The 23,475-nt window shown below is 74.3% G+C and carries 18 protein-coding genes; 7 read left to right on the top strand and 11 right to left on the bottom strand.

The features are described 5' to 3' along the window. Positions 1 to 70 precede the first annotated feature (70 nt). The 9 genes from ACIQ9P_RS25955 to dpgA form a co-directional block, all read right to left on the bottom strand. Positions 71 to 1,966, bottom strand: coding sequence for a hypothetical protein (locus ACIQ9P_RS25955; protein WP_402360675.1), 1,896 nt, complete (start codon positions 1,964 to 1,966; stop codon positions 71 to 73). A gap of 125 nt (positions 1,967 to 2,091) precedes the next feature. Beyond that, positions 2,092 to 3,114, bottom strand: coding sequence for an LLM class flavin-dependent oxidoreductase (locus ACIQ9P_RS25950; protein WP_402360672.1), 1,023 nt, complete (start codon positions 3,112 to 3,114; stop codon positions 2,092 to 2,094). A gap of 27 nt (positions 3,115 to 3,141) precedes the next feature. Beyond that, positions 3,142 to 3,888: a hypothetical protein gene (locus ACIQ9P_RS25945; RefSeq protein ID WP_402360669.1), complete on the bottom strand. Its 747-nt coding sequence runs from the start codon at positions 3,886 to 3,888 to the stop codon at positions 3,142 to 3,144. Positions 3,889 to 3,970: 82 nt separating this feature from the next. Continuing rightward, positions 3,971 to 4,885 (bottom strand): 3-oxoacyl-[acyl-carrier-protein] synthase III C-terminal domain-containing protein, encoded by a 915-nt coding sequence (locus tag ACIQ9P_RS25940; protein WP_402360666.1) that lies wholly within the window; start codon positions 4,883 to 4,885, stop codon positions 3,971 to 3,973. A 96-nt stretch (positions 4,886 to 4,981) separates the two neighbouring features. Further along, a complete protein-coding gene (locus ACIQ9P_RS25935; RefSeq protein WP_402360663.1) occupies positions 4,982 to 6,265 on the bottom strand; it encodes a cytochrome P450 in 1,284 nt (427 codons plus the stop codon). Next, entirely contained in the window at positions 6,262 to 7,566 is a 1,305-nt protein-coding gene (locus ACIQ9P_RS25930; RefSeq protein WP_402360660.1) for a PLP-dependent aminotransferase family protein, read from the bottom strand. The genes ACIQ9P_RS25935 and ACIQ9P_RS25930 overlap by 4 nt, the downstream gene beginning before the upstream one ends. Next, positions 7,563 to 8,930: a (3,5-dihydroxyphenyl)acetyl-CoA 1,2-dioxygenase DpgC gene (gene dpgC / locus ACIQ9P_RS25925; RefSeq protein ID WP_402360657.1), complete on the bottom strand. Its 1,368-nt coding sequence runs from the start codon at positions 8,928 to 8,930 to the stop codon at positions 7,563 to 7,565. Before dpgC ends, ACIQ9P_RS25930 begins: the two co-directional genes overlap by 4 nt. Next, positions 8,927 to 9,658: an enoyl-CoA-hydratase DpgB gene (dpgB, locus tag ACIQ9P_RS25920; RefSeq protein ID WP_402360654.1), complete on the bottom strand. Its 732-nt coding sequence runs from the start codon at positions 9,656 to 9,658 to the stop codon at positions 8,927 to 8,929. Before dpgB ends, dpgC begins: the two co-directional genes overlap by 4 nt. 20 nt (positions 9,659 to 9,678) lie before the next feature. Beyond that, the gene (dpgA, locus tag ACIQ9P_RS25915; protein WP_402360651.1) at positions 9,679 to 10,842 is read right to left on the bottom strand and encodes a 3,5-dihydroxyphenylacetyl-CoA synthase DpgA; all 1,164 of its coding nucleotides are present in this window, start codon (positions 10,840 to 10,842) and stop codon (positions 9,679 to 9,681) included. A gap of 63 nt (positions 10,843 to 10,905) precedes the next feature. Here dpgA and dpgD point away from each other — a divergent pair, with 63 nt between their 5' ends. After that, a complete protein-coding gene (dpgD, locus tag ACIQ9P_RS25910) occupies positions 10,906 to 11,787 on the top strand; it encodes an enoyl-CoA-hydratase DpgD (RefSeq protein ID WP_402360648.1) in 882 nt (293 codons plus the stop codon). Between the two features lie 65 nt (positions 11,788 to 11,852). Here dpgD and ACIQ9P_RS25905 read toward each other — a convergent pair whose 3' ends face one another. Next, complete coding sequence (locus ACIQ9P_RS25905; protein ID WP_402360645.1) at positions 11,853 to 13,013, bottom strand: glycine amidinotransferase; 1,161 nt, start codon at positions 13,011 to 13,013, stop codon at positions 11,853 to 11,855. Between the two features lie 577 nt (positions 13,014 to 13,590). Between ACIQ9P_RS25905 and ACIQ9P_RS25900 the strand changes: the two genes are divergently transcribed. From ACIQ9P_RS25900 to ACIQ9P_RS25875, 6 genes are all read left to right on the top strand, one after another. After that, positions 13,591 to 14,634: a methyltransferase gene (locus ACIQ9P_RS25900; protein WP_402360642.1), complete on the top strand. Its 1,044-nt coding sequence runs from the start codon at positions 13,591 to 13,593 to the stop codon at positions 14,632 to 14,634. A gap of 8 nt (positions 14,635 to 14,642) precedes the next feature. Beyond that, positions 14,643 to 16,439 carry an ABC transporter ATP-binding protein gene (locus ACIQ9P_RS25895; protein ID WP_402360639.1) on the top strand — a complete coding sequence of 599 codons (1,797 nt, stop codon included), beginning with the start codon at positions 14,643 to 14,645 and terminating at the stop codon, positions 16,437 to 16,439. After that, a complete protein-coding gene (locus ACIQ9P_RS25890; protein WP_402360636.1) occupies positions 16,436 to 18,235 on the top strand; it encodes an ABC transporter ATP-binding protein in 1,800 nt (599 codons plus the stop codon). The genes ACIQ9P_RS25895 and ACIQ9P_RS25890 overlap by 4 nt, the downstream gene beginning before the upstream one ends. A gap of 120 nt (positions 18,236 to 18,355) precedes the next feature. Beyond that, on the top strand, positions 18,356 to 20,902 hold the full coding sequence (locus tag ACIQ9P_RS25885; RefSeq protein WP_402360633.1) for an amino acid adenylation domain-containing protein: 2,547 nt from the start codon (positions 18,356 to 18,358) through the stop codon (positions 20,900 to 20,902). After that, on the top strand, positions 20,896 to 22,296 hold the full coding sequence (locus tag ACIQ9P_RS25880) for a peptide ligase PGM1-related protein (RefSeq protein WP_402360630.1): 1,401 nt from the start codon (positions 20,896 to 20,898) through the stop codon (positions 22,294 to 22,296). Before ACIQ9P_RS25885 ends, ACIQ9P_RS25880 begins: the two co-directional genes overlap by 7 nt. Before the next feature lie 97 nt (positions 22,297 to 22,393). Further along, the gene (locus tag ACIQ9P_RS25875; protein ID WP_402360627.1) at positions 22,394 to 22,639 is read left to right on the top strand and encodes a phosphopantetheine-binding protein; all 246 of its coding nucleotides are present in this window, start codon (positions 22,394 to 22,396) and stop codon (positions 22,637 to 22,639) included. A 16-nt stretch (positions 22,640 to 22,655) separates the two neighbouring features. Here ACIQ9P_RS25875 and ACIQ9P_RS25870 read toward each other — a convergent pair whose 3' ends face one another. Further along, on the bottom strand, positions 22,656 to 23,456 hold the full coding sequence (locus tag ACIQ9P_RS25870) for a class I SAM-dependent methyltransferase (protein WP_402360624.1): 801 nt from the start codon (positions 23,454 to 23,456) through the stop codon (positions 22,656 to 22,658). Between the last annotated feature and the right edge of the window lie 19 nt (positions 23,457 to 23,475).

The following is a 23,475-nucleotide window of genomic DNA, read 5'->3' as shown; positions in this document are numbered from 1 at the left end:
CGCCCGGTGGCCCGGCGCACCTGGTGCGCCGGGCCACCGGGGCGCGTCGGCCGGCGTGGCCCGGCCGGGGTCAGGGCGCGTGGCCGGGTGTCCCGCGGATCAGGTCCCGGGCCACCGCCCGCAGGGTGTGCGCGGTGGCGAAGTGCGCGAGCCGCAGACCTTCGAGGCCCCGTCGGCGCAGGGTCTCGACCAGGGCGGGGGCGAGGACGGCGCGGCCGCCGGCCTCCGCGTAGGTGTGGGCCAGGTTGACCGACGCGAGGTCGTGGGTCTCCCGCAGGGCGGCGGCCAGTTCGCGTTCGGGTTCGGTGGTCGGGCCGAGTACCGGGGTGCCGTCGGCGGGCCGCCAGTCGGCGCCGGGCGCCAGGTCGGGGAGGCCGGGGCCGGTGGCGCGGCTCGCGGAGCCCTCGGCGAGGCGGTAGCGGTGGGGCGCGATCAGGTCTCCCTCCAGGTGGAGCCGGGAGAGCACGAACTCGTGCACGTCGAACAGGCAGGCCGGGCCGTCGAGCGACACCCGCGCCACGATCGTGTCGTCCTCCTCGGACACCTCGGCCGCGAGCACCCCGGGGCAGCCGGCGACCACCTCGGCGACGGTGTCGAGGTGGACCCAGCTCCCCCGCACCAACCGGGCCTCGGTCGTCCGCGCGTAGTCCGGCGGGAGCAGGGCGCGGGCGGCGGCGAGGGTGGTGTCCGGCTGTTCGGCGACCAGTCGGACGAACTCCGGCAGCAGGTCGGCCATCCGGTGGACGACGTCGGCCGGGAGCATCACCACGTCGACGTCGAAGTCGACGGCCACCGTGCTGTCGTCGACGTAGATCCAGGTGGCGTAGCTCCAGGGTTCCTCGCCGGAGCGCCATTCGTCGCCGCGGGTTACCTCGACCGCCGGGTCGGGGGTCCGGTCCGACCGCGGGGTGTCCGGCTCCGAGGGCCCCTGGTAGTTGAAGTACAGGCCCCGGACGGATCCGATGCCGCGTTCCTTCTCCAGCCGCAGCCGGGTGTCGTGGTCCCGGATACCGAGCCGCAGTTCCTCGGTGTAGGCGCGCAGGCACCCGGCGGAGACCGCGGTCAGGGACTCCGCCAGGGTCCGGCCCTCGTCGAGGTCCACCATGATCTCCAGCGCCTTGGCGACGAGGTCGACGCTGTCGTCACTGGGGAGCCGGAGGCCGATCGCGTTGACGACCAAGATCCGGGGGATGTCCGAGTAGCGGGAGATCAGCCAGCCGACGGCGTGCATCAGGACCATGGCCCGGGAGACGCCGCGGTCCCGGCAGATCCGGTCCATGACGGGCAGGAGTCCCTCGTAGCGCACCGAGGTCATCAGGAACCGCGGCTCCGGGATCTCCTCCTTCACGGTGGCCGGTACCAGCAGCCGGGGGGCCGTCGCCCTGGGGTCCGGGCTGTACCGCGCCCGGCTCTCCGGGGTCCGGGGGATCCGGCGCTCCTTGGCCGCCCGGTCGAGCGGGTGGGTGATCCGCAGGTTCTCGGCGGTGCCCGCGCAGAGCGCCAGGAACTGTTCCCGGAGGTTCCGCACCCCGGAGCCGTCGAGGACGATGTGCTCGAACACGAGGCCGAGCACCCGGACTTCGTCGTCCTCGACGAACAGCCGCACCGACCACGGCGGCCGGGTGTACATCGAGCCGCCGACGAGCGGGTGGATCCCGCCCACCTCGCCGTACTCGGCCAGGGTGTCCAGCTCGGCGACGCTCAGCGGCAGCCGGAATCCCCCGGCCTCGAAGACCAGTTGGAACGGCAGGTTGTCCGGTCCGAGCCCGAACGCCGTCCGGAGCACCTCGTGCCGCTCCACCAGGGTCGTCAGCGCCGCCGTGGCCGTCGCGACGGAGATGCCCGCCGGGAGGTCCCACTGCTTCGACCAGGCGTTGTCGATGTCCCCCTTCTCCCGCCAGTAGAGCCGCAGCCACCAGCGTTCCTGCTGTTCGGTGAGCGGACCGCTCCGCGCGACAGGACTCATTTCCTCCACCCCTCCGTGGATCGACAGTGGGACGCGGCCCGGTCGGGCCCGCCCCGGGAGCCGGCCCGGCGCCGGAGCCGCACGGGCCGACGGAACCGCCGCAGGCCCCGGCCGACGGGACCGCCTCAGATCCCGGCCGACCGCCGGGCGGCGAGCAGGGCCCGGTTGATGTCCGCGTGGTCGTCCTCGTAGCTGCCGTTGAGCAGGACGTGTCCGACCCCGGCGCGCAGGTACTCGGCGAGCCGGGCGCCGACGTCCTCGTGACTGCCGACCAGGAACGGCGCGCTGGCGTGGCCGCTGCGGAAGGCGCCCAGCCAGTACACGTCCGGCTCCTCGTCCGGCTCCTTCCCCCCGGCGGCCTCGGCCACGGCGTCGACGGCCAGTCGCCGCGACCAGGAGTTCTGGGAGACGGTCTTGAGCAGCGTCTCCTGCCGGCCCTGCCAGGTCTCGGGGAACCGCTCCCCGGCCGTCGCCCAGGCGTCCTCCCGGGCCTGGGCGGCGACGATGCCGATCCGGATCCCGAGCTCGCCCGTGTAGCCGCCGGCCAGCAGCGGCTTCAGGAAGGTCTCCTCCCACTCCGGGAAGCGGGCCGGGTGGGTGACCACCACGTCCGCGACGTCCCTGGCCACGGCGATGCTGGCCGGTGAGGAGCCGGCGACGAACAGCTTGCACCGGGACAGGACCTCGGGCCGCGGCTCCAGCCGGAACCGGCGGTAGGAGTAGAAGCGGCCCTCGGTGTCGACCTCCTCGCCGCGCAGCAGCGCACGCAGGACCAGCCCGTACTCGCGCATCCGCTCGTACCGCTCGTCGTGGTCGAGCCGGTCGCCGGTGCGGCGCAGCTCGTCGTCCCGGGCGCCGGCCACCAGGTTGAAGTGCAGCGGGCGCCCGTACAGCGTCGCGTAGGCCGCGGCCATCGCGGCGGCGGTGTGGGGCGGCAGCGAGGAGGGCTGGACGGCGACGAGCGGGACCAGGGCCTCGGTGGCGGCGCCGAGCTGGCCGGCGATCAGCCAGGGGTCGACCTCGTGGAGGTTGTGCGGGACGAGGATGCCCGACCATCCGGCGCGCTCGCAGGCCACTCCGGCCGCCCGCAGCCGGGTCAGGTAGTCCTGCTCGAACTCACGTTGCCGACTGGCCGATTCCGGAGTCACGGAATGGATGTGCACGGTGTTCCTCCGTCAGTCGATGGCGAGTACGCCGGTCGGGTCGTTGCTGTTCCCCTGCGGGCGCAGGTCCTCCGGGTCCACGTAGTCGCGGATCCGGCGGATCAGCGTGGTGCTGTTCTGGCCGAAGCGGTGCGGCTCGCGGAGGTTGGTGATTTCGAGGCGGCCGCCGTCCCGGCCCCGGAGGGATTCGAGGTAGCGCAGCACCGCCCGGCCCTGCGGGTACGTCATCAGGTAGTGCGCGGCGAACATGCCGCCGGCCGGGTTGATCAGCTCCCAGTACTCGCGGACGAAGGCGAGGGTGTCCCAGGTGTCGATCCAGGCGAAGTCGATCAGTCCGAAGGCGTCCCCGACCTGGTCGGCCGAGCCCCTCAGGTCGCCCTCGATGACCTGACAGACGCCGGTGAGCTCCAGTCGGCCGAGGACGTCGAGGGCCCTGGGGGCGGAGGAGGAGGGGTCCGTCATCCGGTCGATGCAGATGAGCCTCGGCTCGTAGGGCTCGTCGTAGTAGGGGGCGTGGGCGAGCGGCTGCTTCTCACCGGACCCGGGGGTGTCGAGCAGGGCCCGTTCGGCCTCGTACGCCTCCTTGTTGTCCTTGAGCGCCCGGGCCAGGTAGGGCGTGGTGTACCCCATGCCGACCTCCAGGACGCGCTGCGGCCGCAGCGTGCGGATGAGCCAGTACAGCAGCGGGGCGGTGGAGTCGGTCCCCATCTCGGGGACCTCCAGCGACTTCACCGTCGCGACGAACGCGTCATCGATCATGAGACACCTGCCGGGTGCGGCCCCGGGGCGGGGCACGTGGTGGATGGGCCTTCGGACATGGGCGGGTCCGGCCGGTCCCGGGTCATCGGGGCGCGGCCGGGCCGTCGTGGGTGTACTCGACCGCCAGCGCCGACCAGGAGTGCGGCCCGCCGGCCGCGAGCAGGAGGCGGTCCCCGGGGTCGAGCGCGCCCTCGGCGGCCAGCCGGTGCAGGGTGATCAGGAGGTCCGCCGAGAAGCAGTGCCCGAGTTCGGTGACGGGTCCGAGCAGGAGCGTGCCGGGGGGCATCCGCATCGCCGCGTGCAGGAACTTCTGGGCGGCCGGGCGGTAGTTGGGCAGGATCACGTACCGGAAGTCGGCGCGGGTCCGGCCGAGGGTGTCGAGCAGGGCGGTGACGGTCCCGGAGGCGAGCCGGACCGTCGAGAGCAGCCCCTGCTCGGCGGGGCCGCTGTCGGCGAGCCGTACCGCCGTGCGGCTGTCGGCGGCCTCCACCCGGAGCCGGGGGCCGGCCGGCTCCGGTCCGGTGGACAGGACGCAGGCGGCCGCGCCGTCGCTGAACACCGACAGGCCGCTCGCCATGATCCGGTCCCGGCCCTCGGCCCGGTCGGCGAGCAGGAGCAGGACCCGCTCGCAGCGGCCGGAGACCAGGGCGTCGGAGGCCACCCGGACGGCGGGGACGAGGTTGCCGCAGTCCTGCCCGGCCAGGGCCAGGTGGTCGACGTCGGTGAGGCCGAGCCGGTCCAGGATCCGGGCCAGCGAGCCGGTGGTGTCCGGGTCGTTCTCGCTGACGTAGACGACGAGGTCGGGCCGGGCGGCGGTGGCGAGCGTCCGCTCGGCGGCCGCGGCCGCCAGGTCCCAGATCTCGCGGGGGCTCTCCCGGAACCGGACGATGTCGGTGACCAGCGGGGAGATGTCGGCGGTCGTGGTCCCGGCGAGGTCGGACACCGGGCGGGCGTCGCCGCACTCGTATCCGATGGCCGAGATGGTGGTGCCGTGCATGGTTCCCTCTCACTCCTCGTGGGCCAGGGACGGGATCGGGGTCGGGCCGGGGCCGGGGCCGGGCCGGGCCCCGGGCCGGGGCAGGCTGGGCGGGGCTCACCAGGTGACCGGCAGCCGGTGCACCCCGTAGAAGCCCATGTCGGTGGCGAGCGGGACCTCCTCCGGCGGCACCGCCAGCGCCAGCTCGGGGAAGCGCCGGAAGAGCGCGGGGAACGCGACCCGCATCTCGATCCGCGCCAGGTTCCGGCCCAGGCACTGGTGGATCCCGTGGCCGAAGGCCAGATGGCCCGCGGTCCGCCGGGAGAGGTCCAGCCGGTCGGGATCGGCGAACTGCCCGGGGTCCCGGTTCGCCGCCGACAGCGAGACCGTCACCGACTCCCCCGCCCGGAGCAGCCGGCCCCCGATCTCGACGTCCTCCAGCGGGGTGCGCGGGACCCCGAAGTGGAAGATCGTCAGATAGCGCAGCAGTTCCTCCACCGCGTTGTCGGCCAGCCCCGGGTCCCGCTTCAGCGCGGCCAGCTGGTCGGGGTGCGACAGCAGCGCGAAGGTCCCGAGCGCGAGCGAGCTCGCGGTCGTCTCGTGCCCGGCGGTGAGCAGCAGGACACCGGCGCCGGCGATCTCCTCGGTGCTCAGGGTGCCGTCCTCGACGAGCATGCTCAGCACGTCGTCGCCCGGCCCGGTCCGCCTGCTCCGGGTGAGCTCCCGCAGGAAGCCGTCCAACCGGTCCATCGCCCGGGCGGCCTCGTCGGCGGAGGCGTCCAGGCTGAACAGCAGGGCGCTGTCGCGCTGGAACTCGGCCCGCTCCCCGTAGGGCACGCCGAGGAGTTCGCAGATCGCCAGCGAGGTCACCGGCAGCGCGAACAGCTCGACCAGGTCGGCCGGTGGCCGCGATCCGGCCATCGCGGTGAGGCGTTCGTCGACGAGCTGCTCGATCCGCGGCCGCAGCGCCTTCATCCGGTGCGCGGTGAACGTGCCCGCGAGGGGCCGGCGGACCCGGGTGTGGGCGGGGGGATCGAGGTCGACCATCCAGCCTGGCAGCGCGGGGGCGCCGAAGAAGGGCTCGGCTCCGGGCCGGGCCACCGGTGCCCGTTTGAGCTCGGAGCCGGCGCTGAACCGCGGGTCGGCCAGCACGCTCCGGGCCAGCGCGTGGCCGGTCACCAGCCACCCGGTGTGGCCGTCGGGGTAGGCCAGCGGGCGGATCGGCTCCCGGTCGCGGTAGTCGGCGAGTTCGGCCGGCGGGTCGAAGGGGTTGGGCCGGACCGTGGGCAGCGGGGACGGCTGCCCGGCGGGCGGCGGGGACGGCTGCGGGACGGACCGCGGGCACGGCGGCGGGGACGGCTGCGCGGACGTCGGCGAGGACGGCTGCCCGGCGGGCGTCATCGGATCTCCTTCCGGAGGAACTCGGCGAGCCGCCCGACCCCGGTCTCGATCTCCCCGGGGTCGAGGTAGCTGCAGGACAGCCGCAGCCGGTGGTCACCGCCGGAGCCGAGGTGGAACGGCGCCATCGGCGTCCACAGCACGCCGTACTCCGCCGCCGACCGCTCCAGCAGGGCGGTGTCGGCGGGCACCGGCAGGGTCATCCGGACGAAGAAGCCGCCCTCGGGCCGGTTCCAGCCGACGCCGGCGGGCAGTCCGTCGGCCAGGTGGCGGTCCAGCGCCTCGACGAGGTGTCCGAGGTTGCGCCGGTACAGCTCCGACTTGCGCCGGCCGAGCGCCATCAGGGAGCCGCCGTGCTCCAGCAGCATGCCGCCGATGACGGCCTGGCAGATCGGGGAGGTGTTGACGGTCACCATGCTCTTGGCGGCCGCGAGTTCGTCGGCCAGCAGCGACCCGGGGCCGCCCGCGCGGACGACCGGCTGGTCCGCGACCACGTAGCCGACCCGGGCGCCGGGGAAGCAGACCTTGGCGAAGGTCCCGAGGTGCACCACGCGCCGGTTCCGGTCCAGGGCCTTGAGCAGCGGCAGCTCCGTCCCGGGCGCGGCGGTGAAGCCGTAGGCGTTGTCCTCCAGCACCAGGAAGTCCTCGCGGTCGGCGAGTTCCAGCAGCCGGTGGCGGACGTCGAGCGGCATCCGGCCACCGCCCGGGTTGGCGAAGTCGGGCGCGACGTAGCACGCGCGGATCCGCCGGCCGGTGCCCCGGGCGGCCCGGCAGCGCGCCTCCAGGGCGTCGAGGTCGAGGCCGAGCGGAGTCTCCTCGACCCCGACCAGGTCGATGTCGAGCAGCCGGGCGGCCCCCCGGATGCCGACGAAGCAGGGCTCGGCGACGGCGAGCACGTCCCCCCGGGAGCCGAACAGGGTGCGGAGCGTCAGGAACATGGCCTCCTGGGCGCCGACGGTCACGACCACCGCCGCCTCCGGCACGTCGACGGCGTGGTCGCGGCGCAGCGCCGCGGCGACGAGGTCCCCGATCAGCCCGCGGCTCGGCCCGTACTCCAGCAGCAGCCGGCGCGCCCGGTCCGGGGTGTGGCCCCGGTCGCGGACGAGGTGGTCGAGGAAGCGGTCGAGGTACCGCTCGGGGGCGGGGTCGGGCAGCAGGTCCGGGTGGGGGGCGCCCGGGGCGAAGGAGACGGCGTCCGGGTAGCGGGCCATGACCTCGTTGAGGAAGCCGATCGAGCCGAGCACGGGCTCCGCCAGCGAGGCGTGCAGCGAGGTGGCGTCCAGGCGCGCCGGGCGGCGGTTCACGGGTGCTCCGGCGAGCGCCGCCGGCGGGCCCCGACCTTGGCCAGGACGTCCTGGCTGTAGGCCCGGGCCGCCTGGGCCACCGCGAACTCGGCCAGGTACGCGCGGTAGAGGTCGAGCGGCTCCTCGGCGAGGTTCAGCATCCGCCGGTTGGCGGCCACGGCGGGGGCGCCCAGCTCGCGCACGGCGCGTTCGACGGCCTCGTCCATGGCCTCCGGGGGGACGACCTCGTCGAACAGCAGCCGTGCCTCGGGGTCGGCGGTGGAGATCCGGCGGCCGCCGAGGAGCACCTGCCGGGCGAGCCGGCTTCCGGTCAGCCGGGTGAGGCGGAGGTTGCCCAGTCCCGGCACGATCCCCTCCTCGGCGGCGGGGAGGGAGGCGTAGGCGCCGGTCTCGGCGACCACCCGGTCCAGGACCAGCAGCAGTTGCATGCCGCCGCCGATCGCGAACGAGTCGACGGCGCCGACCCACGGCTTGGTGACGGTGCGGTCGGTCCAGGCGCCGGGGGCGGGGTCGGTGAGCAGGCCGCGGGCGATCTTGTGCAGGGTGCCGAGTTCCCGGCCGAGCAGGAAGTCGACGAAGGAGATGGCGCCGTCCCCGAGGTCCTTGAGGTTGATGCCCGCGCTGAAGACCCGCCGGCCCCGGTGGCGGGGGTGCTCCATCACACCGCCGCGGAGCACGCCGACGCGGACCCGGTCGTCCAGCAGGGCGAGGTCGACGGCGGTTTCGAGGTCGGCGTTCAGCCGGTTGTCCTCGGCGTTGAGGCAGTGGGTGTTGTGGAACGTCACGTGGGCGGCGTGGCCGCGGCGCTCGACCAGGACGGTGCCGAGGCGGACGCGAGCGGAGCGCCGGAACTCCCCGACGAGTTCCAGGGCCGCCCGGGTGGGCGTCAGCATGGTCTCGATCAGGTGGGTGCCGGCGGTGGGCGAACGCAGCACGGCGCCGCAGAACAGACCCTGGTCGATCTCCCGTCCTTCCTTGTCGGCCTGGACGCGGCGCTGTTCGGCGTCCAGCTGGGCCCGGGTCGGGACCAGGCCCGGGACGCGGTCGGCCGCCGCGGCGAGGAGTTCGGGCAGCCGGAGCCGCCGGGTCAGGCCCTCGGTGAGTTCGCCGTACACCGCGTCGACGTGGTGGGCGAGGAAGGCCCGGCGGGCCGCCCTGGCCGCGCTGTGGAGGCTCCGGGCGGACCGCTGCTGGGCGGCGGTCCGGCCGGGGCCGGGCGGGAGTGCGGCGAGTGCCCGCTCGGCCGCGTCGGTGTACCGCCGCAGGGCGGCCGTGTCCTCCTCGCGGTGGCCCGCGAAGGCGGGGGCGGGCGTCGGGAGGGGCGGCGCCGGGGACGGGCCGGGCGGCCGGGCCGGAGCCGTCACCGCGCGCTCCCCGGCGTCCCCGGCGTGATCAGGGGGGCAGCGGCGGCGGCCAGCCTGCGCAACTCCCGGTCGCAGGCGGCCAGGTGGGCACCCAGGGCGTCGTCGTAGTCGGCCGATCCGGCCTCCAGCAGGAGCTGGCGGCGCACCGCCAGCTCCCGGTCCGAGATCCGTCCCATCAGCACGGTGGCGGTGTGCACGGCCTCCGCGACCTCCTCGCTGAGCTGGTCGATCAGGCCGAGCTCCAGCGCCCGGTCGACCGAGATGTCGTTGCCCCACATGACGATCTGGCGGGCCCTGGCCACCCCGAGGTGCTGGACCAGCCGGTAGAGCGCCATGCCGGGCCAGAAGTGGCCGTCGTTGACGGGCAGCATCAGCAGCAGGTCGGGGGCGCCGATGCGGAAGTCCGCGGCCAGCAGGAGGTCCAGGGCCGGGCCTCCGCAGGCGCCCCGGGCGGCGGCGATGGTCATCGCGGCCAGGCGTTCGAACCGGCGTACGGCCCGCTCCCAGCGGTTGACCTGCCGGACGTCGACGGTGCCGGGCCACGACCGGGAATCGGCCGGGGTGACGTCGAGGCGGAGCACCACGACGGACCGCTCGGTCCGGTTCTCCACCTCGTCGCAGACGGCGTTCACCGCCGCCGTCAGCTCGGCCAGCGGCCGGGTCCCGTCGATCCGCACTTCGAGGCCGAGTCCGTCGGGCAGCGGGGTCGGGTCGAGGTTCGCGTGCATCGTGACCGCCATTCCTTCCGTCACCAGCCCACCAGGGCCAGTTCGATCGTTGATCCGGGACCCATGGTCATGAGGACGCCGAATTCACCGGGTTCGGCGCGGCCTTCGGCGACAAGACGTTCGTACGAGAACAGAAAGGATCCACTGGAAAGGTTTCCGTGGTCGCGCAGGACCCCGGTGGTGTGCCGGACGTCCTCGCGGGTGAGACCGAGATTCACCCGTACCGAATCCACGACTTTCTTCCCACCGGAATGGACGACCCAGTGCGAGATGTCGGAGCGACGCAGTCCCGTTCCGTCGAGCAGGCGGTCCAGCGAGAGTTCCGCGTGCGCCCCCACGACATAGGGGATGTCCGGGTCCAGGTAGAAGCTGAATTTCCCCCGCACGTCGTCCCAGTCGTACCGCATCGCCGCGGCGGCCTCGGGGACGATGCAGCTGGAGAAGCGCAGCAGCGCCGGGCCGGCGGGCGCCGCGACCGGCGCCGGACGCCCGGGACCGACGGTGGGGTCGGCGGCGGGGCGGACGGCGGGCGGGGCCGCCACGGCGACGGCGGCCGCGCCGTCGCCGAAGAGGCTGTTGACCACGGCCGAGCGCATGGTGCCGTCCATCACGTACGCCGCCGAGCAGGTCTCGACGCAGACCATCAGGGCCAGCTCGCCGGGGTGGGCGCCGGCCCAGGAGGCCACCGAGGTCAGGCCGTTGAGGCCCGCGTTGCAGCCCATGCCCACCACGTCCAGCCGGGCGCAGTGCCGGTCGATGCCCAGGTCCTTGATCAGCAGCGCGGAGAAGCCGGGGGTGAGCAGCCCGGTCGAGGTGACGCAGCACAGGTACCGGACGTCGGCGAGGGTGGCGCCCGCCGCCGCGAGGCAGCGTTCGACCGCCTGCCGGCCGAGGGCGACGCCGCTGGTGCCGTGCTTCGCCAGCAGCTCGCCCTGGGTCTCGACGGGCATCGAGCCGTCCGGCAGCGGCGGCGGGAGCGTGAGCGCGCGGCGCTCGATGGCGCTGTTCAGGAATATCGAGCGGATTCGCGGGTCGGTGATGCCGAACATGTCCAGCAGCTCGCGCTGCGCATAGGAGGTTCCGGGCACCGAGGTGCCGACCCCCAGGATCGCGGGGGAGGTCGTTCTGGATTCCGCGGACAGGGATTTCGGGCGGTTCCGGACACTCCGGTCGGCCACTTTCATCGTCGTCTCCTCCGGACGTTTCCTCGGTGGTTTGTTCGGCGTCGCCCGGGCTACGATTCCGCCATGTCGGAAGAATCGTCAGGGAAATTCGGGAACGACAGCGGGACCGGCGACGGGAACGGCCGCGGGACCGCCGCGGCCGACGGTGACGAGCCGAGGGTCCGGTTCGAGAAGGACGGCCGGGTGGCCCGGGTGACGCTGAACCGGCCCGCCGTGCTCAACGCCATGGACCTGCGGACGCACGAGGAACTGGCACGGGCCTGGGACGCCTTCGAGGCCGACGACGACCTGTGGGTCGCCGTCCTCTCCGGCGCGGGCGACCGCGCCTTCTCCGTCGGCCAGGACCTCAAGGAGCTGGCCGGGCGGGTCCGGGACGGGACGGCGGGCACGGCCACCTTCGGCAGCCGGGGCCGGCCCGGCTGGCCGAGGCTGACCGAGCGGTTCGAGCTGGCCAAGCCGGTGGTGGCCTCGGTCCGGGGGTACGCGCTGGGCGGCGGGTTCGAACTCGCCCTGGCCTGCGACCTCGTCGTCGCCGCCGAGGACGCGACGTTCGCGCTGCCGGAGGCCAGGCTCGGCCTCATGGCGGGCGCCGGCGGCGTGTTCCGGCTGACCCGGCAGCTGCCGTGGAGGACCGCGATGGGGCATCTGCTGACCGGGCGTCCGATGGACGCGCGGCGCGCCTTCGAACTCGGCCTGGTGAACGAGGTGGTGCCGGCCGCCGAGCTCGACGCCTGCACCGACCGGTGGGTCTCGGACATCCTGCGCTGTGCTCCCCTCTCGGTCCGGGCGATCAAGGAGGCGGCGACCCGCTCCGCCACCGTGCCGCTGGAAGAAGCCTTCGCGATGCGCTACCCCTGGGAGGAGCGGCGCATGGCCGGGCGGGACGCGATGGAGGGGCCGCTCGCCTTCGCCGAGAAGCGCGTCCCCGTCTGGGAGGGCCGGTGAGACCCGGCCGGTGACCGCCCCCGGTGGGCGCCGGCCGGCGCCCACCGCCCCCTCCCCCGCCCACGTCAGTCGAGGTAGTCCTCCGGCCCGCCCTCGCGGACCGTGTCCAGGGTGAAGCAGTGGAACCCGCCGCCGAAGAGCCGCCGGTGACGGTGGCGGACCGGTACGACGGTGAATCCGTGCCGTTCGAGGGTGCGCGCCAGCTCCGGGCAGGCTTCGTTGACCAGCACGGTGTCCGGGGACACCGAGAGCACGTTCAGGTCGATGAACGGGCTGGTGAGAATCAGGTCGTCGTCGTCGTACCGCGGGAAGTTGTCGCCCTCGGCCGGCGGCGGGACGATCAGGTCCCACTTCCGAAGTGCCTCGGGCAGCTTCTCGACCACCCGCTCGGACCGGACCAGCAGGGTGCCGGGGCGCAGCGCGAGCACCATGCTGTCGATGTGGCTGTCACTCAGCCGGTGCACCCGGTGGATCCGGAACCGGCCTTCGAGGTGGCGCTCCAGCCAGTCGCAGGCCATCGCGTGGTTGGCGGTGGAGATGTTGACGACGAGGTCGCGTCCGAGCCGGAGGCACTGGGCGCCGTCGAACATCATCTCGAAACCGACGTCGTACGGGGACGGCTTCGGGTCCGCGATCGGCTCGGTGGGCCCGCCGACCGTGCTGGTGCGCGCGTAGTCGAGATCGAAGGACGCGTCCGTCATCAGTGGCCGGGGCATGACGGTCCAGCGGGCGCCCTGCTGGAAGTAGTGGTTGAAGATCCCGGTGAGGAACTGGGTCTCGAAGTAGCGGGACCGGATCATCGGCGGTGTCTCGATGATCTCGTCACCCAGGATCAGGGTGTTGTCGCGGACGTTGAGGGGCGGCACCACCGAGGCCGCCCAGGCCGGTGTCTCGACCCTGGCCGTCGCGGCGTCGACGCTCATCGGCCGGTGGACCGTCACTGACAGCGATTCGAGCGCCTTGACGATGCCGTCCAGGTCCTCGTTCAGCTCGTCCACATAGCGCTGCTTGATCGACTTCCGGCCGGAGCCGGCGCCCGGCCCGCCGTCGGCGGCGGCCGTCAGCCGGGGGTAGTACCACTCCGAGCGCGAGGAGTTGTCCTTGGCGATGTTGTCGTGGAAGAACAGGTCGAAGGAGAGCTCGCGCTCGTGCGAGGTGTAGTTCTCCGCCGAACCGACGATCACCTCCTTGAGCGGCGACCATTCGTCGAAGCTGTTCAGCTGCATCGCGGACTCCTCCTGCGGTGGTTCCTTCGGGCACGGTGAATGGTCCGGGAATCGGGATGATCGCCGGTTGCGGTTCGGCCGTTCGTCGCTCGTGGTCCGGGGGGGCGGAATCGCGCGGGACCGGGACGTCCGGCCCTCCCGGTCCGGCCACCCGGGGCGATGACGGTCCGTCACACGCACCCCGGGAGAAGCGGCGTCCGCACACCATCACTTCATCCCGGCCGACTGCGCGTCAAGACCCTGGCACCGAACGGGACTTCGAGATCCACGGGATGATTCACCCATAAGCCCACACAGTCGCCCGCGCGGATCCTCCTGGCCCCGGGGGGTCGCCTACGGGTGCAATGTGACGTACCATCTGCTGGGCGCCGGGGTGTCCACCGGGCCGGTCCGGGCCGTGGATCCCCGGACCGACGGCCCGGGGACGATCGTTCCGCTCGGGCCGCCCGCATTCCTCGGGCGTTCCCGGGTTCTCCGCGTTTCGCGTTCCGAGCTTCGCTTTCCACGTTCTCGCGTTCCGAGTTCTCGCGTTCCGGCAGGTCCTCCGCCGACGGTCCAGAAGGGAATGCCCGCCCCCATGAGCAACGCGCACGAAGGTGATCCGGTCTACGAGCGCTTCCGGTTCCTGGTCAACGCCCCGGCGTTGTTCAACGCGGTGACGACGGCCGTCGAACTCGGTGTCTTCCGCTTCCTCCGGGAACAGGGCCCGGCCCCGTTCGAGCAGCTCCACACCGTCACCGGCATCCCCGCCCACCAGCTCCGGGTCCTCCTTCAGGGCGTCTGCTCGACCGGCCTCCTGACCAGGACCGACGGCCGGTACGCCAACTCCGCGGTGGCCGCGGACCTGTTGGCGACGGACGCGCCGGACAGCTGGTCCCACATCCTCGTGGGCTGGAAGGAGGTCTACTACCCGGCCTTCTCGCACCTCACCCGGGCGATGCGCACCGGCACCAACACCGCCCTCGCCGACCATCCCGGCGACGAACCCACGCTCTACCAGCGGCTGTCCCGCAACCCCGGACTGGAGACGGTGTTCCACCGGGCGATGAGCGCCTTCACCCTGCGGAGCCTCGACGCCCTGGTCGAACGGGACGAGTTCTCCTCCGTCCGGCACCTGCTCGACATCGGCGGCGGCGACGGCACCACCTCGGCCGAACTCGCCCGCCGCCACCCCGGACTCAGGGCCACCGTCCTCGACATGCCCAGCGTGTCGCGGCTCGCCGGCGACGGAGCGGCCGCGGAGCTCAGCGACCGGGTGCGGCTGCACCCCGGCGACATCTTCGACGACACGTTCCCGCCCGGCGCCGACGCCGTGCTCTTCAGCCACGTCCTGGAGATCTTCGCCGAGGAGCAGATCCTCGCCCTGCTGACCAAGGCGTACGACGCCCTGCCCGTCGGCGGCAGGGTCTTCGTCTACGGCTTCAACGTCTCCGACGACGAGACCGAGGGCATCTTCTCGGCCCGGCTGGGCCTCTACTTCAACGTGCTCGCCAGCGGCCGGGGCATGGCCTACCCGGCCAAGGACTACGAGGAGTGGCTGCGCCGGGTGGGCTTCGCCGAGGTGCGGACCGTCGGCGGACTCCCCTACGAGCACGGCCTCACCCTCGGCACAAAGGCTTAGATTCTCCCATGCGCCCCTTCCCCGAACCCGACCCCGGCGAGCCCGCGCTCGGCTCCCCCGGCCGCTACCTGCTGTGGCTGGCGGCCGCCCACCGCGCCTCCGCCGTCCTCGCCGTGGGTTACGGCGTGCTCTGCACCCTGGCCCAGGCGTTCGTGCCCGCCGCGATCGGCCGCGGGGTCGACCGGGGGCTGATCGCCGGGGACCGGGGCGCGCTGGTGGCCTGGTGCGCCGTCGTCCTCGGCCTCGGCGTCACCCAGGCCGTCACCGGCACCCTGCGCGACCGCTGCTCGGTGACCAACCGGTTCGGGGCGAGCTACCGCACCATGCAGCTCGTCACCCGCAAGGCGGCGCGGCTGGGCGCCGAGCTGCCGCTCCGGGTGTCCGCCGGCACCGTGGTGAGCGTCGGCGCCACCGACATCACCCGGATCGGCGCCGCCCTGGAGAGCACCGCGCGCGGCGGCGGGGCCGTGGTGTCCATCGCGGTGGTCGCCGGAGTCATGCTCACCGTCTCCTGGCAACTCGGCCTGGTCGCCCTGGTCGGCGTACCGCTGTCGGCGGCGGCGATCGCCGCGCTGATGCGGCTGCTGCACGCCAGGCAGCACGACCTGCGGAAGGAACAGGGCGCGCTGGCGGACCTCGCCGTGGACATCGTCGACGGCCTCCGGGTACTGCGCGGCATCGGCGGCGAGCGGGTCTTCGCCGACCGGTACCGCGAGCGCTCGCAGCGGGTCCGCCAGGAGGGCGTCCGGGTCGCGGGCGTGGAATCGGGGGTGGCCGCCGGACGGCTGCTGCTGCCCGGACTCCTGGTCACGGTGATCGTCTGGCTCGGAGCCCACTTCGTCGGCACCGGCCGGATGAGCCCGGGGGCGCTGGTCGCCTTCTACGGGTACGCCGTCTTCCTCGCCGACCAGTTGCGCCGCGCGACCTCCATGGTCGACCAGCTGACCAGGGCGTTCGTCGCGGCCCGGATGGTGACCGACCTGCTGGCGATGGAACCCGGGCTCGGCTCGGGCGACCTGGAGCCGGACCCGCGCGGTGCGCGGGGAGCTCTGCGGGATCCGGAGTCGGGCCTGGAGATCCCGCCGGACCGGTTCGTCGGCGTCGCCTGCGCCCGCCCGGACGACATGCTGCTGCTCGCCGACCGGCTCGGCCGGTACGTGGACTCCCCGGTCACCCTCGACGGCACACCGCTGGCCGCGTTCCCGCTCGCGGAGGTGCGCCGCCGGATCCTGGTCGTGGACCACGACGCCCGGCTGTTCTCGGGCGGGCTGGGCAGCCAGCTCGATCCGCACGGCCCGGCGGCGGCCGGCGGCACGGGCGGGGATACGGGCGGAGGTACGGGCGAAGGCGCCGACGGCCGTCCGGCCGAAGGCACGGGTGACAGCGCGGGTGACAGCGCGGACCGGCTGCGGAGGGCGCTCGACACCGCCTCCGCCCACGACGTCGTCGAGGCGCTGCCCGCGGGCCTCGGCCAGGAGATCACCGGCGGCCGGGAGTTCTCCGGCGGCCAGCGGCAACGGCTGAACCTGGTCCGGGCGCTGCTCACGGACCCGGACACGCTGGTCCTGGTCGAGCCGACCAGCGCGCTCGACGCCCACACCGAGGCCCGGGTCGCCGAACGGCTCGGCGCCCACCGGCGCGGCCGGTCGACCGTGGTCCTCACCACCAGCCCGATCCTGCTGGACCGCGCCGACCACGTGGTCCTCGTCGAGGAGGGAACGGTCGTGGCCGAGGGCCGGCACGGCGAGCTGCTCGCCGACCCCCGCTACCGGGCCGTCGTCACCAGGGAGGTGACGGTCGCATGAGCACCCTTCCCGTCGCGACGCCCCGCGAGGTGCGGGCCTACGCCAGGCGCCTCGCCCTCCGGTACCCCGGACAGCTCTCGTTCTCCCTGCTGCTGCACGCCCTCGCCACCGCGGCCGGGCTGGTCGCGCCGAAACTGCTGGGCGGGCTGGTCGAGGACGCGGGCCGGGGCACCGGCGTCGACGGCGCCACCGGCACCGCGCTGACCATCGGCGCCGCCGTGGTGGCCCAGGCCGTGCTGACCCGCTTCGCGCTGCTCGCCTCGCTGCGGCTCAGCGAGAAGGTCCTCGCCCGGCTGCGCGAGGAGTTCGTCGACCGGGTGCTCGCGCTGCCCCTGGCCACGGTGGAGCGGGCCGGCCCCGGTGAGCTGATCACCAGAACCACCCGGGACATCGACGTGCTGGCCGGCACCGTGCAACTCGCCGTCCCCGACACGTTGGTGGCACTCGCCACGGTCGCGCTGACGCTGGGCGCGGTGGCCCTCACCGCGCCGGTGCTGGTCCTGCCGTGCCTGGTGGCCGTACCCGTCCTCTGGCTGTCGACCACCTGGTACCTGCGCCGGGCCCGGGCCGGCTACCTGCGGGCGAACGCCTCGTACGCCCGGCTCACCGGCGGCCTCGGCGAGACCGTCGACGGGGCGCGCACCGTGGACGCGCTGCGGCTGGCGGACCACCGGTTCGCCCGGGTCAACGAGGACATCGCCGAGTCCTACGCGGCCGAGCGCCGCACCCTGTACCTGCGCAGCGTCTACCTGCCGATCGCCGACACCGGCTATGTGCTGCCGGTGGTCGCCACCCTGCTGATCGGCGGGCTGCTGTACCTCGACGGCCGGGTCTCCCTGGCGGCCGTCACGGCGGCCACCCTGTACGTGCAGCAGATCATCGGACCGGTGGACCGGCTGCTGTTCTGGATGGACGAGTTGCAGGTCGGCGGGGCCTCGCTGGCCCGGATCCTCGGCGTGCACGGGCCCGCGACCGACTCCGGCGGCACGAGCACGGTCGCGACCGGGACCGGGAGCGGGACCACCTCGGAGACCGCTGGCGCGGGCGCCGGGAAGGACATCGTCCTGAAGGGCGTGTCGCACGCCTACCGGGAGGGTCAGGACGTTCTGCACTCGGTCGATCTGACGATCCGGGCCGGGGAACGGATCGCGGTCGTCGGTCCCTCCGGCGCCGGGAAGAGCACCCTCGCCGGGTTGCTGGCCGGACTCCACGCCCCCACCGCCGGCTCGATCACCATCGGGGGCACGGAGATGGGGTCCGTCCCGGTGGCCGAACTCCGCCGCCGGATCGCCCTGGTGACCCAGGAGCACCACGTCTTCCGCGGCACCCTGCGGGACAATCTGCTGATCGCCCGGCCGGACGCCGGGCACCACGAGCTCGAACACGCCCTCAAGGCGGTCGACGCCTGGGAGTGGGCCCGCGAACTGGGCCCGGACACCGAGGTCGGCTCGGGCGCCGCGCCGCTCTCCCCGATCCAGGCCCAGCAACTGGCCCTCGCCCGGCTGGTGCTGAGCGATCCGATCGCCGTCGTCCTGGACGAGGCCACCTCACTGCTCGACCCGCGCGCCGCGCGGCAGCTGGAACGGGCCCTGGCCGCCGTGCTGGAGGGGCGCACGGTCGTCGCCGTCGCGCACCGGCTGCACACGGCCCACGACGCCGACCGCGTCGTGGTGATGGAGGACGGCCGGATCACCGAGGCCGGGAGCCACGAGCAACTGGTGCGGCAGGGCGGGCCGTACGCCCGGCTGTGGCGGTCCTGGCACGGCGGCCGGTCCGACCCGGCCGACCCGGCGTAACAGGAGCGGCAGGAGCAGCGGGAACGACAGGACGACGGCCCGGGCCGTCGGACCGGCGCTCCGGCGCGCGCCCGCGGGCCGTCGCACCGAACCGGACACCGAAGCACGAAGGGGGACCACATGACGGACACCGCGTCGATCCGGTCCGGGGCCCGGCACGGGCACCTCGACGGAGCGCCGGCGATCGACCTGCCCACCGACCGGCCCCGGCTCACCGCCGGACCGTACCGCCCCGGGACCGAGCGCCTGCCGCTTCCCGCCGCCACGACGGCCCGCCTGGACGAGGTGAGCGACGCGGCGGGAGTGCCCCCGTCGACGACGGTGCTCACCGTCTGGGCCGCCGTGCTGCACCGCCACACCGGTCGGACCGAACTCCCGATCGGCCTGGCCGCCGACCCGCCGGACGGCCCCGCGGTGCTCCCGCTGCTGCTGCGGCTCCGGCCCGCGGCGGCGTTCGCCGAGGAACTCCCCCGGATCCACTCCGCCGCCCTCGCCGCCGCCCTCCCCGCCGCCGCGAACACCGCCGCCCCGGACACCGCGCCGCCGGAGCCGCGCGCCGTCTCCGGCCACCCCGGTGAGCGCGAGCTGCGCGCCTCGGCGCCGGACGTCGCCCTGTCGCTGGAGCGCGAGGGCGGGGCCGCCGCCCTGTGCCTGCGCTACAACACCGGTCTGCTGTCCCGCTCGACCGCCGTCTGGATGCTCGGCCACTGCCTGACCCTGCTCGGGGAGGCCCTGGCCGATCCCGGGCGGCCGGTCCGGGAGCTGCGGGTGCAGGACGAGCCGCCCGTCGGCGTCTGGTCGCTGCCGGTCCCGGCGGGCTTCACCGCCCCGGCGCCGGCCGCGCCGGGCGAAACCCTGGTCGACCGGTTCCTGCGGACGGCGGCCGCGCACGCCGGCCGCACCGCCGTGACCGGGCCCTCGGGCACGCTCGACTACGCCGGGCTGGAGCGCGTCACCGCCGCGACCGCGCGCCGGCTGCGGCGCTCCGGCGGCCCCGGCAAGCGGGTCGCGGTGCTCTGCGAGCACGACCTCGGCGCCGTGGTCGGCGCCTGGTCGGTCCTCAGGACGGGCGCGGCCTACGTCCCGCTGGACCCCCGGCAACCGGACGGCCGGCTGACCAGGCTGCTGCTCGACGCCGACGCCGACGCGATCCTCTGCGACCCCGGACTCACCGCGCGCGCCTCGGCGCTGGCCCGGGGGCGGCGGGTCCTCCCCCTGGACCCGGCCGACCCGGGCCCCGCCACCGAGGTACGGCCGGACGGCGGGGCACGAACGGACAGTGCGACGCTGCCGGACGGCGGGGCACGGCCGGGCACCGGTGGGCCGCCGAACGGCGGGCCCGACGCGCTCGCCTACCTCCTGCACACCTCGGGCTCCACCGGAACGCCGAAGGCGGTGATGCAGACCTCCGGCAACGTCCTCGCGCACGCGCTCACCTACGCGGACCGGATCCGCCTCGGCCCGGGCGACCAGGTGCCACTGCTGGCCCGGCACACCTTCGACGCCGCCGTGATGGACCTCTACGGCGCGCTGCTGACCGGGGCCACCCTCCACGTGCTGGACCCGCTGCTCCCGGCCCCCCGGCTGCGCGAGCGGCTCGCCGCCGCCGGGGCCACCGTGCTGCACTGCACCCCGACCGTCTTCCGCCACCTGACCGGCGACCTCGCCGAGGACGCGGCGCGGCACGAGGCCACGCTCGGGACCGTCCGGGCCGTGGTGCTCGGCGGCGAGGAGGCCGGCCCGCACGACCTGCGCCGCTTCCTCCGGGCCTTCCCCGAGGGCAGCGCCCTGGTCAACGGCCTCGGCCCGACCGAGTGCACCCTGATCGCCCAGCACCTCGCCGTCCGGGCCGACCTCGGCGGCGGCGCGCTCCCGGTGGGCGGTCCGGTCGAGGGGGTGCGGATCCGCCTGGTCGACGCGGACGGGCACCCCACCGAGCTGCGCGGCGAACTGGAGGTCCGCGGCGAGCGGGTGGCCTCCGGCTACTGGGGCCGACCAGAGGTCACCGCCGGGGCGTTCGGTACCGCCCCGGACGGCACCCGGTACTACCGCACCGGCGATCTGGTGCGGCGCCGCGCCGACGGGGCACTGGTCTTCCTGGGGCGCCGGGACCGGCAGATCAAGATCCGCGGCCACCGGATCGAGCCCGGGGAGATCGAGGCGGTGCTCCGGGGCCACCCCACGGTCGCGGAGGCCGTACTGACCGTCGACACCCGGCGGCCGACGGCCCGGCTGGTCGCCCACGTCACCCCGGCCACGGCCTTCCCCCCGGACGCCGAGGAGTTGGGCCGCTACCTGGCCCGCACCCTGCCCGAACACGCCGTGCCCTGGCGGGTGGTCGCCCTGGAGCGGCTGCCGCTCGGCCCGACCGGCAAGCTCGACCGTTCCGCGCTGCCCGCGCCGGAGGAGGCCCCGGCCGACACCGGCGACGCCCCGAGCACCCCGACCGAGCGGGCGGTGGCCGGCGTGTGGTGCCGGGTCCTCGGCGTCCCGTCGGCGCGTCTGCACAGCAACTTCGTCGCCAGCGGCGGGGACTCGATCCAGCTGCTGACCCTGCTCACCGAAATCCGCGCCGAACTCGGGGTCGAACTCGACCTCCTGGAGATCCTGGCCGCCCCCACCGTCGCCACCATGGCGCACCTGATCGAACGGGAGAACCGATGCTGATCCTGCCCGGCGCGCGGCCCGCGCGGAGGGACCCCCGGAACGGGCCCGCCACCCGCGTCCTCATCGGCAACGACTTCAGCGAGGACGTGCGCACCGACCGGGGCTGGACCGGCTGGTGGGTGCAGCGGATCGCCTGGTTCGCCGAGGACGGCGACGTCCTCGTCCTGCCGGTGCGGCCCGACGATGACTTCCTCGCCTACGTGACCTCCTCGACCGGCGTGCGGCGGGAGACCCTGACGGTCGTCGTCCCGCCCGCGCACGCCGGCAGCGAGGGCACCCTCTCCCCGGCCCGGCTGGCCGACCCGGAGTTCGTCGAGGCGCTCGAACGCGCCGTCGGGGAACGGGAGGTGACCCATCTGTCCGCCCTGTGGCCGGACGCGGCGGTGGCCCGGCTCGCCGCCGCCCTCGGTGTGCGGGACGCGATGCCGGGCCACGGCTTCGTGGACCAGGCGGGCGGCGTGATGGTCAACAGCAAATCGGCGTTCCGGACCATCGCGGGCGGCGTGGGAGTGCCGGTACCGGAGGGCGCCGTCTGCGTCAGCCCACAGGTCGCCGAGGAGGCGATCCTCGACCTGCTCGGCGGCGGCCCGGTGATGGTCAAGCACGACTTCCTCTCCGGCGGGCGCGGCAACGAGGTCCTGACGACCGGTGAGGGCTTCCGCCCGATCGGCGCCCGCCGGGTGGTCACCGTCACCGGCCACCAGGACGTGCGGTCCTACCTGCGGGAGCGGTGGGAGTGGCTGACCGCCGGCGGCCGGGGGCGGCCGGTCGCGGAGCGCTACGTCCGCGACAGCTCCGCGTTCTTCTCGGAGTTCCTCCTCACCGACGAGGGCGTGGAGCTGACCGGTGACGGCGAACTGCTCTCCGCCCCCTACGCGGTCGGGCAGATCATGCCGTCCCAGGGCCTGGAGCCGGAGGTGCTCGACCGGATCCTCGCCGGCGGCCGCCGGCTGGCCGAGGCGCTGCACGCGATCGGTTACCGGGGCGTGCTGGGCCCGGACGCGATCGTGACCCCGGACCGCGAGGTGCTCTTCACCGAGTACAACGGCCGGGTCACCGGCTCCACCCACATCTACGGCCGGATCGGCGCGGCCGTGGTGGGCGGGGGTTTCGGCAAGGACCGGATCATCCTCGAACGGGTGTGGCCGGAGGGCTGGGCGACCACGTCGTTCGCGGCCGCGCTCGCCGCGATCGAGGGCGCCGGCCTCCGCTACGACCCGGCCACCCGCACCGGTGTCGTGCTGACCAACGCCTTCGACGGCGACCGCGGGGTCATGTACTGCGTCGTGGCCGAGGACCTGGCCTCCGCCTGGGCCCGCGACCGGGCGCTGAAGCCGGTGTTCGCGGTTCCCGGGCCGGACGATTCCCCCGCTCAGGGCTCCGCGCGCGCCTAGGACGCGTCGGTCCCACCTGGTGTTCCCCGGGGAACGTCCCGCGAGTTCGGCGGGACTCCTCCCCACCATGCCCACCGGTAGTCAGGAGACGTGTGACGTGGCAGATGTGAACAGCCGCCTGGCGGCACTGTGGACCGAGCTTCTCGGGTGCGAGGAGGTCACCGAGGAGACGGACTTCTTCGAGTCCGGCGGCACCTCGGTGGTGGCGGTCCACCTCGCGGCCGAGATCCAGGACCGGTTGCTGATCGAGGTCGACGCGATCGAGATCGTCACCCACCGGACGTTCGGCGAACTCGCCGCACTCCTCGGCGGGCGGATCCCGGCGGACGTGGCCCGGGAGTAGGGACGTCCCCGCCCGGTCACTCCGGGCGGGCCGCGGGTCTGTGCCCCCAGGCGGTGAGCAGGCCGGCCGCCAGGGCGGCGCAGTCCTCGGAGTCCAGGTAGCGGATCGCCTCGTCCACCGCCGCGTCGTCGACCAGGCCGGTGGCGAGCATCGCGGCCCGGCTCCGCTCCCAGGTGTCCGCCCAGAACCGGCTGATCGGGCTGCCCGGCAGCAGCGGCGGTACGTGGATCTCCGCGCCGACCCGTACCAGCCCCGCCCCGCGCAGCAGTTGCGGGTACGAGGGCACCCAGGAGACGTCGGTGCCGATGGTGGCGCGCAGCCCCTGCCACATCGCCCGCATCGCCCTGCTGTACGGGGTGCCGGGCACCCGGTCGCCGGTCAGGTCGACCGCGTCGCCCAGCACCAGCACCCCGCCCGGCTCGACGAGTTCGGCCAGCGCCCGGACCAGCCGCTCGCGCTCGGGCAGGTGCATCAGCACGAAGCGGGCGTGGACCAGCCGGAACCGGCCGGGGGCGAAGTCCGGGGCGGTGAGGTCGGCCTCCCGCACCTCCAGTCCGGGCACGGCCCGCGCGGCGAGGAAGCGCACATCGCGGTCCACGGCCAGCACTTCCGCCACCCCGGCCTCGTCCAGCAGCCTGCGGGAGACCGTACCGGTGCCGGCCCCGAGGTCGAGGCAGCGCCATCCCGGTCCGACCCCGAGCGCGTGCAGCCGGGCCATGGTGACCCCGTCGTAGGCGAGGGCGCCGAAGTCGATCCGCTCGCCCTCCCCCTCCTGCTCCGGCCGGAACACCGCCTCGCCGTAGCGGCCGCCGGTCACCGGGCGGCCCTCCGTGCTC

This window comes from Kitasatospora sp. NPDC094019 (assembly GCF_044764505.1).
Lineage (GTDB): Bacteria > Actinomycetota > Actinomycetes > Streptomycetales > Streptomycetaceae > Kitasatospora.
The sequence above is the reverse complement of the archived record's forward strand: the minus strand, read 5'-3'. Positions and strand labels throughout refer to the sequence as shown.